The sequence below is a fragment of the Streptomyces sp. MB09-02B genome (assembly GCF_033794485.1).
Classification (GTDB): Bacteria; Actinomycetota; Actinomycetes; order Streptomycetales; family Streptomycetaceae; genus Streptomyces.
In genome coordinates, this window is the sequence record NZ_JARGEE010000305.1 from 1 (window position 1) to 11072 (window position 11072).

Below are 11072 nucleotides of genomic sequence, written 5' to 3' on the forward strand. Positions count from 1 at the left end.
CCCTCCCCCGTTCGTACGAAACCGGAGTCCGGAATCATCGGGCAGCGCCAGTCCCTGGGCGCGCGCCCTCGGGATGCTCCTCGCACCCCTGGGCGCTCTCGGCTATGTCCTCTGGGTCGGCCATCGCACGGGCGGGGGCCCGCTCGGCTATCTCGACGTCCAGGCGGGGTGGCGCAACGGCTTCGACGGCGGCTACGCCTTCGCGCGCTTCGTCACCGACAAGTTCACGTCGTTCCCGTCGGCGCTGGCGGGTGTCGGGCTGATCATCGGAGTGGCGTCGATCATTTGGCTGTACGCGGTGTGTGTTCGTCAGAGGCAGCCGCTTCCGTTGCTGGTCTACGCGGGGTTCGTCACCGCGCTGGCCCTGTGCGCGTCGAGCTACTTCGGCTCCAAGCCCCGGCTGCTGATGCCGGCCTTCCCTCTGCTGCTCCCTCTCGCGCGCGCTCTCGCCGGGGCACGTACGCCCAGGTCAGCCATGGTTCTGGGCGGTGTCGCGGTGGTGTCGGCGGCCTACGGGGCGTTCTGGCTGAATGGTTCCGGTCCGCCCTGACCGGCCGCGACCGACGGCGAGCGGACGGGTAATTCCGTGCGAGCAATCGGTGAACCAATTCAAAAGCGCGGCAAAACGACCGCTCAGTATTGCGCCATGGAATTGAAGGCCAAGTGGCGCAACGATTCGCCATTCAGCAGAAATAAACATCATTCTGAGAGGAATCCCACATCACGGCGTCATCACAAAGCCGGTGATTCACACCGCGTCGGAGCTCACTCGCTGTAACGTCGATTGCGTGCGTACCGAACTAAAGCCGACCCGTCTGGACCGGGTCTTCTCCAGGCTGGACCGTGAGCCGGAACGGCCGACCCACATCGACGTACCGGTGATGACCCGCCACCGGGTGGTGCTGTTCACCTCCACCCTGGCCTTCTACGTCGCCATCGTGTGGGCCGTCGTCATCACGTCCTGGCTGGTCCGGCTCGACTGGCAGATCATGTTCTTCCGGCCGTACCAGCAGTGGCAGCAGATCCACGCCTTCCTGGACTACTACGTCGTCCTGGGCCAGCGTGGCCCCACCGCCGTGATGGTCGCCGCGTGGCTGGGCTGGCGCTCCTGGAGACAGCACACGCTGCGCCCGATGCTCGCACTCGGCGTCTCGCTGCTGCTGCTGAACATCACCGTCGGCGCCGCCAAGCTCGGCATGGGCCGGCTCGGCCCGCACTACGCCACCGAGATCGGCTCCAACGAGATGTGGCTGGGCGGCGACATATTTCCTTCGGGCCACACCGCCAACGCCGTGGTGACCTGGGGCATCCTGGCCTACCTGGCGTCCACGCCGCGGGCCAGGCGCTGGCTGTCCGCGCTGTCCGCCGTGATCTCGCTCGGCGTCGGTCTCACCACGGTCTACCTCGGTACGCACTGGTTGAGCGATGTCCTGCTGGGCTGGGCCGCGGGTCTGCTGATCATGCTGGCGCTGCCCTGGTTCGAGCCGCTGATCGCCCGCGCCGAGGTCTGGCTCTTCTCGCTGCGGGACGCCTGGCGCGACCGTCGTACGGCACCCGCGCCCGCGCCCGCACCCGCCCCGGTGTCCGCGCCGACGCCCGCCATGGGCACGGCGGCCCCGCTGCGGGCGCCCGCCGAGGAGCCCGCGAGTGCCCGGGAGACCGGCATCGCGGCCCGCGCCCCCCACCCCCCGATCGTGCCGCTGCATCTGGCTCCCGGCCCGCATCTGACCAGGTCGGAGCGGACTCCGATGACGCCGCTCGGCACCCGGCGGTCGCCCCACGCGGACCGGGTGGCCCGTAACGCGACCTCGGCCCGACCGGTCGCGGGGAGCTGACACGAGACAGCGGGGCCCGGTACGCACAGCCCATGCCCCGCACGGCGAAGGCCCGGCTCCGAAGGGAGCCGGGCCTTCGCCCGTCCTCGACCTGACCGCGCTCGGGTTCAGCCCTTCCAGGCGCGCTTCACCCGGCCGTCCTCGACCTCCAGGTTCAGCCGGCCGAAGCGGTACTCCATGGTGATGATCGCGCCCGGGGGCAGCTTTCTGACGGTGGACCAGCCGCGTTCGGCGGCGCGGCGCTCGGCCTGCGGCGCCTCCAGACCGACGTAGGCGTCGGGGTCGTCCCGGGGCTCTTCGGAAGGGGTGGGAAAGGGTGCCATGACCGCCACGGTAGGCGGCCCCAGGCCCCGCTGTCGCCCCGCAGTCACGCTTCTGTCACAGAACCACGACACCCGTTTCGGCCCAACGCAGTCACACGTACGAGCGGTTCCTTACGCCTTCCGCGTGCTGCCGAACGTAATTCCCGACCGCTTCGACACCATCACGAATAGCCCGTCGGAAAGCATGTCCGGGGCCGTGTGTGTCCGGTGCATGTCCAGCCTTTTCCCACCGATTCCCGGACGGCTCCCGGAAGTCCCCAGCTCATGGGAAATACACGGTTCCCACACACTTCCCCCGTACGCCCCCTGTCGGAGCGGACCGGGGCACGCGCATCATGGCGTGCGTGCATCACGGGCCCAGGACGCGGCAGCGAAGGGGCGAGCGATGGGGACCGAGACCGTACAGGCGCCGGCCCGACCCGGAGGGGCGATGGCGCCCGGAAGAGTGGTGGTCGACTGGCTGACCACGACCGACCACAAGAAGATCGGCCACCTCTACCTGGTCACGTCGTTCCTGTTCTTCCTGGCCGCCGGTCTGATGGCGCTGGTGATGCGGGCCGAGCTGGCTCGGCCGGGTACCCAGATCGTGGACAACGAGCAGTTCAACCAGTTGTTCACCCTGCACGGCACGATCATGCTGCTGCTCTTCGCGACACCGACCTTCGCCGGGTTCGCCAACGAGATCATGCCGCTCCAGATCGGCGCGCCCGATGTCGCCTTCCCCCGGCTGAACATGCTGTCGTACTGGCTGTTCCTGTTCGGCGGGCTGATCGTGATGGGCTCGCTGCTGGTGCCCTCGGGGCCCGCCGACTTCGGGTGGTTCGCCTACGCGCCGCTGAACAACGCGGAACGGTCGCCGGGGATCGGGGCCGACATGTGGATCATGGGGCTGGCGCTGTCCGGGTTCGGGACGATCCTCGGCGCGGTGAACTTCCTGACCACGATCATCGCGATGCGCGCCCCCGGGATGACGATGTTCCGGATGCCGATCTTCACCTGGAACACCCTGTTCACGTCGATCCTGATCCTGATGGCGTTCCCGGTGCTCGCCGCGGCGCTGCTGGTCCTGGAGGCGGACCGGCGGTTCGGCTCGCAGGTCTTCGACGCGGCCAACGGCGGCGCGCTGCTGTGGCAGCACCTCTTCTGGTTCTTCGGGCACCCGGAGGTCTACATCATCGCCCTGCCGTTCTTCGGGATCGTCACGGAGATCATCCCGGTCTTCAGCCGCAAGCCGATCTTCGGCTATCTGACGCTGGTCGGGGCCACGATGGCGATCACCGGGCTCTCGGTGGTGGTGTGGGCGCACCACATGTTCGCCACGGGCGCGGTGCTGCTGCCGTTCTTCTCGTTCATGAGCTTCCTGATCGCCGTACCGACCGGGGTGAAGTTCTTCAACTGGACGGGGACGATGCTGAAGGGCTCACTGTCGTTCGAGACACCCATGCTGTGGGCGACAGGCTTCCTGGTGTCGTTCCTCTTCGGCGGGCTCACCGGGGTCATCCTGGCCTCGCCGCCGATGGACTTCCACGTCACCGACTCCTACTTCGTGGTCGCGCACTTCCACTACGTCGTCTTCGGCACGGTCGTCTTCGCGACCTTCGCGGGGTTCTACTTCTGGTGGCCCAAGTTCACCGGGAAGATGCTCGACGAGCGGCTCGGCAAGATCCAGTTCTGGACGCTCTTCGTCGGGTTCCACACCACGTTCCTGGTGCAGCACTGGCTGGGCGCCGAGGGCATGCCCCGGCGGTACGCGGACTATCTGGCCGCCGACGGGTTCACGGCCCTCAACACGGTCTCGACGGTCGGCTCCTTCCTGCTGGGCCTGTCCACGCTGCCGTTCCTCTACAACGTCTGGAAGACGTCCCGGTACGGCGTCGAGGTCGACGTCGACGACCCGTGGGGCTTCGGCCGGTCGCTGGAGTGGGCGACCTCGTGTCCGCCGCCGCGCCACAACTTCGTGACGCTGCCCCGGGTGCGCTCGGAGTCCCCCGCCTTCGACCTGCACCATCCGAGGTTCGCGGCGATCACACCGCCGCAGACCCGGAGGGGCCAGGAACGGACACCGCACCCCCGGTTCGGTCAGGAGCGGCCGACAGGCGGTCCCGAAGGGTCCTGATGGTCTCGGTCAGCCCCTCCGGCGGTCGAGGACAGGGAGTGTCCTCGACCGCCGGCTGGTCTCACCGGGCGGCGACGACCGTGACGGAGAGGTCGTTGCGGGCCGTGTAGTACGGCTCGCCCTCCACCGGGCCGTGCGCGGACTCGGCACGGGACTTGGGGTAGACGAAGACCGGGTGCTTGTCCACGACGTCGTCGAGCAGTCGGGCGATCCGCACCTTCGGGCCGTTCTCTCCCCCGGGCCGCAGCCACAGGTCCCAGTGGCCGGGCCGCAGGTCGCCGTAGGCCACGGTGAAGCGCACCTCGCCCGGGTCGTCGTGCGCGGTGACGTCGGTCCGTACGGCGGGCAGCACCCCGTTCTGGTCGGTGAGCTCGGCGTACGCGTCGGACGTGAGCTCGGTGCCGTACAGCCGGGCCGTCACCTCCAGGCGTCCGTCGCCGATCTGGAGTGCGCCGGCCTCGGCGTGCGGGGAGCGCTCCCAGCTGCGGATGGTGAGGTTGCCGTGCTTCGTGGCGTACGGGATGCGCACGACGATCCGCTCGGACGAGGCGGCGGGGGCGCGGTCGACGAGGGAGCGCAGGTCGTTGACGCCCGGGGCCAGGCGCCGCGGCTCGCCCTCGGCCGTCTGCAGGTGGACGTCCCAGAAGCCCTCGGGCACGTCCACGCTGCTCGGCAGCGCGGCCCGCAGACGGCCGTCGCCGGCCGGGGTGAGGGGCAGGCGCACCTCCTGGTCCCCGTCGCGGCGGACGAGGAGCAGGTGGGCGGGGCCGGACTCACCGCGGTCGGGGACCTCGAAGGTCAGGCCGCCCGCGAAGTCGGCCACGCAGTCCGTGCGGGGGGTCGTGGCCCTGTCCTCCTGGTCGTCGCGGTGCGTGCCCTGCTGGGGAGCCAGCGTCATCATGCGGTGCGCCCCTTCTTGAAGGCGGAACGTCCGGCATCCCGAACGGCGTACGCGCCGCCGAGCAGAGCGCCACGGGTGCGGTGCAGCGAGCCGCGCATCCGGCCCACCGAGGAAGCGCCGCCGCGGGCGGCGAGGTCGCCGAAGAGCGCCTCGTAGCGCTCGGCGATGCGGGACGGGTCGAAACGCTCGGAGTCCTTGAGCGCGGCGTGCGCCATCTGCTGACGCCGGTCGTCGTCGTTGATGAGCTCCAGGAGACCGTCGGCGATGGCCTTGACGCTGCCGACCTTGACCAGGCGGCCGTCGACGCCGTCGTCGATGATCTCGCCGGGACCGTGCGGGCAGTTGGTGGAGACCACCGGGAGGCCGCAGCGCATGGCCTCGACGATCGTCATGCCGAACGACTCCAGGCTGGAGGTGACGGCAGCGATGGAACCCTTGGCCCACTCGGGCTCGATGGGGTTGGCGGGGCCCATCAGGTAGACGTGGTTGTAGAGGCCCAACTTGTCCACGAGCGCGCGGAGTTTGTCCTTCTGCTTGCCGCCGCCGTAGATCCGCAGGCGCCAGTCGGGCCGCTCCTCGCGCACCTTGTCGAAGGCCTTGATCAGCAGGTCGTACCGCTTGACGGGGGCGAGTCGTCCGGCGGCGACGACCCACTTGCCGGTGCCGTCCGCCGGGTCGATCCCGGGCGCGGGCACCGGGTTCGGCACGGCCTGGACGCGGACGCCGGGCAGCCGCATCTTCGAGCCGTACGCGCGCGCGTCGGCCTCGGTGGTCGTGGTGAGGGCGTCGAGCCTCGGGTAGACACCGCGCAGGGTGGCGCGCAGGGCCGGCGAGTGGCTGTCGAGCGTGAGGTGCTCCTGGCCGACGCGGATCGGGCCGCGGCGGGTCTGCCGGGCCATGTGCACGTTCAGCCCGGGCCGGGTGCCGACCAGGACGTCGGCGTCGACCGAGGCGAGGTGCTCGGCGATGCGCCGGTCGGTCATGACGCTGTACTGCCCGTAGCGGCCCTCGGCACGCGGGAAGGCCTTGGCGGGGCGTTCCAGGTCGGCGTGGCCCTTGTCGGCGCCGCCCTCCCGGATGTCGACCAGGCCGCGCAGCCGGACCCTCGGGTCGACGTCGAACACCGGCTCGTCACGGTGGCGGAAGACGGAGACGATCTCCACGTCGTGCTGTTCGGCAAGGGTGTTCGCGAGGTTGTACGTCGTCCGGATCGTTCCCCCGATCCCGTACGCGTTGTGTATCAGGAAAGAAATGTGCATGCGTCCCCCGAACCCCCTGTTTTCCCCGGTCGTCCATCAATGGCGCTGCTGGTCCAGCGCCACACGGTTAGACCCGGCCTCCCCGGGAATGGTTGGACATCATCATCAACTTGTTTTTGAACGGTTGTGTGATCGATAGCCGGGAGAGGGAACCTCTTCGCCTCCTCACGCATCAGGGCCTGTAAGGCAGTTGGGGTACGTCGAAGCAGGTGTCGTTCATGTCGCCCTGGCTCACCCACCCCTCCCCGTCCCGCCAACGAGCCACCGACACACACGTCCGGCGTGTCGTCGGCGGCTCGGCGAGCCGCTCGAAACGGACGGGGACGAGCAGTCCGTCGGCGCTGTAGGGCTCGTCGCGGTTCATGAACCGGTCGACGCACGCGCGGGTGACGCCCTCCGCGCTCCCCACGCACGATCTCGCCGCGTCCGTGAACCACATCGCGGCCGCCCAGCCCTCCAACTGCCACTGCGCGTGCGTCTTCAGGCCCTTCGTCCCGTCCCGGAACTCCCGTACGGCCGCGTCGCCGACGTCCGCGTGGTTGCGGCTGGAGCCGGTGGCCCACAGGGCGTTGCGGCAGCGCGGGGCGTCCTCGTAGTCCTCGGCGACCGTGGAGGTCCAGTTCTGGACGTTGGTGACCTTGGCGGTGACGTCGGCGCCCACGTCGTACATCTCCTGGCAGAGCCGGGCGTTGCCGTGGCCGTCGATGGCGTCGAAGACCAGGTCGGCGCCCTGCTCCTTGATGTCGGCGGCGGCGGCCCGGAAGTTGGGCAGCGCGAAGTCGAGCTGCTCGGTGACCACTTCGTACCCCTCGGCCCTCAGTCCCTGGACCACCAGGCGGGCGTAGGCGGCCGACGCCGACTGGTTGTACGAGACCACGGCGGCGGTACGGGCGCCGTGCTCGCGCTTGAAGTAGCGGTAGACCTCGGTGCCGCCGTACTGCTTCCCGTCCCAGCCGGTCGTGCCGTCCCGGGGCGCGAGGCTGCCGTAGACGCTGTACAGGTAGGGGTAGGTGTCGTACGCCGGCCCGATGGGCTGGCCCCCGATGTCGGGCACGCGCGCGCGTGCGACCCGGGCGGCGCCCGCGTAGTCGAGGGCGGTGGTGGCGACCAGCGCCACCACGCCGTCCTCCTCGACGAGCCGGTGCACACACTCGTTGTTGCCGACCCCGCTGCCCCCGTCGTCGCACTCCCGCACCTCGACGCGGCGGCCGTCGATGCCGCCGCGCGCGTTGAGCGCGGCGAAGTAGGCCTTCGCCCCGTCGCGCGGTCCGGTGAACGCGGCGCCGCCGACGGGGCTGGTGACGCTGGTGATGATCCCGACGCGCAGCGGCTCACGGTTCGCCGGGGCGGGCGGGGCGCTCCCCCGCTCGAAGTCGCTCTCCGGGAGCCGGCTGCCGCAGGCCGTTGCCAGCAGGAGCAGCAGGCCCGCGGCGGCCGTCTCAGCAGCCCGGGCCCGGTGTCGCATTGCCGCTCAGCGCGACCAGCCCGCACAGGGTCTTGACGGACACCTTCCAGGTGCCGTCCTGCTCGACGGCCGTGCCCGCCGCGTCCGGCAGTGCCGTGGCGCCCTCCAGGAGCAGGGTGTACGTGACGTCGGCGCCGGTCGCGGAGGTGAACTCGACCTTCCGGACCTCCGCCTCGACCTGCCCGCCGCGCTCGTCACCGCTGAACGCCGCGAGGACGGGGCCCATCTCGTCGCCGTTCTCCAGAACGGCCTGTTTCTCCTCGGTCGAGGTGCCCGGGTCGAAGAACGCCTTCCAGTTCTTCTTGATCTCCTTCTCGGCCGCCGCCGTGTCCGCGGGACCGCTCGCGCTCGCGGACACGGCCTCCTCGGCGGGTTCGCTCGTCGTCCGCTCCACGGAGGGGGTCGGCGGAGGGCTGTCGCCGCCACCACCGCTGTCGTCGCTGCACGCCGCGAGGGCCGGGGCGAGGAGGAGGACCAGGGCGGCCGCCAGGGCCGTTCCCCGTCCCGCCGCCTGGGACCCGCGTCCGTTCGCCCGCCTGAGGTCGCTCCCGAGAACCATCTGGCTCACCACCGGGTGTCGGTCCGGGCGGCATGCGCCCGGTTCTTTCAGGGTCAGCTTGCAGAAGGCATAGTGCAAGCCATCGGCTGCGATGGACAGACACACGACGTGTGGGAGCCCCGGATGCCCCGGATGCCCCGGATGCGGACAGCCCGACTACGGACCGCGCGCCCCGTCCTCTGGGCCGGCTGGGCCGCGCTCGCCGGCGGCGCGGTGCTGTGCGTCGTCGGCTGGTACGGCGTCTCCGGCGAGCGCTTCGCCGAACGGCAACTCCCCTATCTGGCCTCCTGCACTGTCCCCGGCGCCGCGCTGATCGTCGCGGGCGCGGTCCTCCTCGCCCACGGCAGGAACGCCCTGGCCGCCTCGCGGGTCGAGGAGTTGTACGACCTCCTGGTCGCCCCCGACCCGACCGACGACGACGCGTCCGCGCGGGCGCCGGTCGGTCCCCTCGCCACCAGCGGCACCCTGCTGATGGTGCCGGGCGGCACCCTCTGGCACCGCGCCGACTGCCCGCTGGTGGCCGGGAAGACGGAGGCGGTGCCGGTGGACTCCCGGGTGCTGACGAGCGGCGAACTGCGGCCGTGCCCGATCTGTGAGGCACCCTCCCGGGGCGACTCCGCGGAGGGCTGATGGCGTCGCTGACGTACGACCTCACGCTGGCCGGGCTGTCGGTCGGCAGCGCGGCGGCCCTCACCGGAGTCGGTCTGATCGTGACCTACCGGGCGACCGGCGTGCTCAACTTCGCGCACGGGGCGATCGCCGTGGTGTGCGCGTACCTGCTGCGGCAGTTCACCGTGGAGTGGGGGTGGCCCCTCTGGCCGAGTGCGGTGGTGACCCTGCTGGTCGTGGCCCCTTCGATCGGCCTGGTGCTGGAACGCTTCGTCTTCCGTCCGCTCGCCGTGCTCGGCGGTGACCCGGCGCGGACCCTCGTCGCCTCCATCGGCGTGTTCGTCCTCCTCGTGGGCGCGACCGCGCTGCTGTGGGGGCAGGGCGCGCGGGACGACGCGCCGACGCTGCTCTCCGCCGACCCGTGGGGCCCGCTGGCGGTGGCCGTCGCCGTCGCGGCGGCCGTGGGCGCGGTCACCCGCTGGACGCGGTTCGGCCGGGAACTGCGGGCCGTCGTCGACGACCGCTCCCTCGCCGTGCTCGGCGGCATCGACGCGGACCGGGTCGCCGCCGCGGGCTGGGCGTTCGGCTCCTTCACGGCGGGACTGACGGGCGTCCTGCTGGCCCCGTACGTACGCCTCGACCCGTACGGCATGCCGCTGCTGGTGATGGAGGTGGTGGCCGTGGCGGTCGCCGCCCGGATGCGGAGCCTGCCGGTGGCCGTGCTGGTCGCGCTGGGCGTCGCGGTGGCGCAGAGCCAGCTGACCCGGTTCCATCCCTCGGGCTGGGCGGAGCCGTTGCTGCAGGCCGTGGGCGCCAACCTCTTCGTGGTCACCCTCCTCGTGGCGGCCCTGGTCCTGCCGGGTGTGGGCGACCGCGACGCGCTGCCCCGTACGGCGACCGCGCGGGCCGGGCCGCCCGGTACCGCGTGGATCGTGGCGCTCCTGCTCTTCCTGATCCCGCTGGGCTTCGCGGGCGAGGACCTGCACACGGCCGTCCAGGTGCCGGCGCTGGGCGTCATCCTGCTCTCGCTGGTGGTGGTGACGGGCCGAGGCGGCCAGATCTCCCTGGGCCAGGCGGCCTACGCGGGTCTGGGCGCCCTGTTCACGGCCCTTCTGGCGGCCGGCCGCTTCCCGTTCCTCCCCGGCCTCCCCGAACCGGCCGCCCTCCTGGTGGCCGTCCTCCTGGTCGCCCCGCTCGGCCTGCTCACCGGCCGGCCCGCCATCAGCCGTCACGGCCTGGCGCTGGCGCTGGCCACGTTCGCCGTGGGTGTCGGCGTGAGCCGCTTCGTCTTCACCCAGCCGTACGCGACCTCGGGCCTCACCCTCTCCCGTCCCCCGGGCTTCGAGGGCGACCGCGCCTACTACGTCCTGGAGTTGGGCCTCCTCTCCCTCGCCCTCCTCGCCACCCACGCCCTGCGCCGGGGCCGCACGGGCAGAGCGCTCGCCGCCGTGCGGGACCACGAGTCGGGGGCGTCGGCGGCGGGTGTACGCGTCCCGTCTCTGAAGCTCGCGGCGTTCGTCGCGGGCGCCGCCCTCGCCGCGCTCGGCGGCGGCATGCTCGCGATGGGTGTCCGCGCCTTCGACCCCGCCGCCTACGACCCCGTGCGCAGCCTCCTCTGGTTCGCCGCGGTTGTCGTCCTCGGCGCCGACAGCTCCCTCGGCGCCCTCGCGGCGGCCGCCCTGCTGGTGGGCCTGGACGCGGGCACCGAGGGCGGCGTGGCCACCGCGGTCGTCGGCGCCCTGGCAGTCCTGGTCGGTCGCTTCCCCGGCGGCCCGTACGAGGCGGTGCGGGACGGGTTCACACGGCTGCGGCCGGGGCGGCGCGCGCTCACGCCGACGGGGCTGCGCGCTCGGGATCGGGTGCGCGCGGGAGCGGTGCCCGGGGCGCCCCACCAACCCCCTCCCACCCCCGCCCGAGCACCACCCGGCCCTTAGCCAAACCAACAACGCCATCAACAACTAGTAGGGCTCCGACCCGTCACCCGCGGACCAAAAATACAAAAACA

The 11072-nt window shown here is 71.3% G+C and carries 9 protein-coding genes and 1 pseudogene; 5 read left to right on the forward strand and 5 right to left on the reverse strand.

Translation table 11 applies throughout. The features are described from left to right. Both P1P70_RS31830 and P1P70_RS31835 read left to right on the forward strand, forming a co-directional pair. Nucleotides 1-550, forward strand: a pseudogene (locus tag P1P70_RS31830) (hypothetical protein); the annotation flags it as partial. Nucleotides 551-788: 238 nt separating this feature from the next. Beyond that, nucleotides 789-1835: a phosphatase PAP2 family protein gene (locus P1P70_RS31835; protein ID WP_319243956.1), complete on the forward strand. Its 1047-nt coding sequence runs from the start codon at nucleotides 789-791 to the stop codon at nucleotides 1833-1835. 107 nt (nucleotides 1836-1942) lie between these two features. On the opposite strand, the gene P1P70_RS31840 is transcribed toward P1P70_RS31835, so the two are convergent. Further along, complete coding sequence (locus tag P1P70_RS31840; RefSeq protein WP_319243958.1) at nucleotides 1943-2158, reverse strand: I78 family peptidase inhibitor; 216 nt, start codon at nucleotides 2156-2158, stop codon at nucleotides 1943-1945. Nucleotides 2159-2543: 385 nt separating this feature from the next. Here P1P70_RS31840 and ctaD point away from each other — a divergent pair, with 385 nt between their 5' ends. After that, a complete protein-coding gene (gene ctaD, locus P1P70_RS31845) occupies nucleotides 2544-4274 on the forward strand; it encodes a cytochrome c oxidase subunit I (RefSeq protein ID WP_319243960.1) in 1731 nt (576 codons plus the stop codon). 61 nt (nucleotides 4275-4335) lie between these two features. Here ctaD and P1P70_RS31850 read toward each other — a convergent pair whose 3' ends face one another. The 4 genes from P1P70_RS31850 to P1P70_RS31865 all read right to left on the reverse strand — a co-directional run bounded on the left by P1P70_RS31850 (nucleotide 4336) and on the right by P1P70_RS31865 (nucleotide 8458). Then, nucleotides 4336-5175 carry a hypothetical protein gene (locus P1P70_RS31850; RefSeq protein ID WP_319243961.1) on the reverse strand — a complete coding sequence of 280 codons (840 nt, stop codon included), beginning with the start codon at nucleotides 5173-5175 and terminating at the stop codon, nucleotides 4336-4338. Next, nucleotides 5172-6434: a glycosyltransferase family 4 protein gene (locus P1P70_RS31855; RefSeq protein WP_319243963.1), complete on the reverse strand. Its 1263-nt coding sequence runs from the start codon at nucleotides 6432-6434 to the stop codon at nucleotides 5172-5174. Before P1P70_RS31855 ends, P1P70_RS31850 begins: the two co-directional genes overlap by 4 nt. A gap of 172 nt (nucleotides 6435-6606) precedes the next feature. Then, entirely contained in the window at nucleotides 6607-7899 is a 1293-nt protein-coding gene (locus tag P1P70_RS31860; RefSeq protein WP_319243965.1) for an ABC transporter substrate-binding protein, read from the reverse strand. Beyond that, the gene (locus P1P70_RS31865) at nucleotides 7874-8458 is read right to left on the reverse strand and encodes a hypothetical protein (RefSeq protein WP_319243967.1); all 585 of its coding nucleotides are present in this window, start codon (nucleotides 8456-8458) and stop codon (nucleotides 7874-7876) included. The genes P1P70_RS31860 and P1P70_RS31865 overlap by 26 nt, the downstream gene beginning before the upstream one ends. Before the next feature lie 141 nt (nucleotides 8459-8599). Between P1P70_RS31865 and P1P70_RS31870 the strand changes: the two genes are divergently transcribed. Both P1P70_RS31870 and P1P70_RS31875 read left to right on the forward strand, forming a co-directional pair. Beyond that, nucleotides 8600-9088, forward strand: a complete 489-nt coding sequence (locus P1P70_RS31870) for a hypothetical protein (protein WP_319243969.1) — start codon at nucleotides 8600-8602, stop codon at nucleotides 9086-9088. Further along, entirely contained in the window at nucleotides 9088-11001 is a 1914-nt protein-coding gene (locus tag P1P70_RS31875) for an ABC transporter permease subunit (RefSeq protein ID WP_413471594.1), read from the forward strand. Before P1P70_RS31870 ends, P1P70_RS31875 begins: the two co-directional genes overlap by 1 nt. The last annotated feature ends 71 nt before the right edge of the window (nucleotides 11002-11072 follow it).

Excerpts from the sequence above, each read along its gene's own strand:
- P1P70_RS31840 (WP_319243958.1), bottom strand. The coding sequence starts at position 2,158 with ATGGCACCCTTTCCCACCCCTTCCGAAGAGCCCCGGGACGACCCCGAC.
- ctaD (WP_319243960.1), top strand. The coding sequence starts at position 2,544 with ATGGGGACCGAGACCGTACAGGCGCCGGCCCGACCCGGAGGGGCGATG.
- P1P70_RS31850 (WP_319243961.1), bottom strand. The coding sequence starts at position 5,175 with ATGATGACGCTGGCTCCCCAGCAGGGCACGCACCGCGACGACCAGGAG.
- P1P70_RS31855 (WP_319243963.1), bottom strand. The coding sequence starts at position 6,434 with ATGCACATTTCTTTCCTGATACACAACGCGTACGGGATCGGGGGAACG.
- P1P70_RS31860 (WP_319243965.1), bottom strand. The coding sequence starts at position 7,899 with ATGCGACACCGGGCCCGGGCTGCTGAGACGGCCGCCGCGGGCCTGCTG.
- P1P70_RS31865 (WP_319243967.1), bottom strand. The coding sequence starts at position 8,458 with ATGGTTCTCGGGAGCGACCTCAGGCGGGCGAACGGACGCGGGTCCCAG.
- P1P70_RS31870 (WP_319243969.1), top strand. The coding sequence starts at position 8,600 with ATGCGGACAGCCCGACTACGGACCGCGCGCCCCGTCCTCTGGGCCGGC.
- P1P70_RS31875 (WP_413471594.1), top strand. The coding sequence starts at position 9,088 with ATGGCGTCGCTGACGTACGACCTCACGCTGGCCGGGCTGTCGGTCGGC.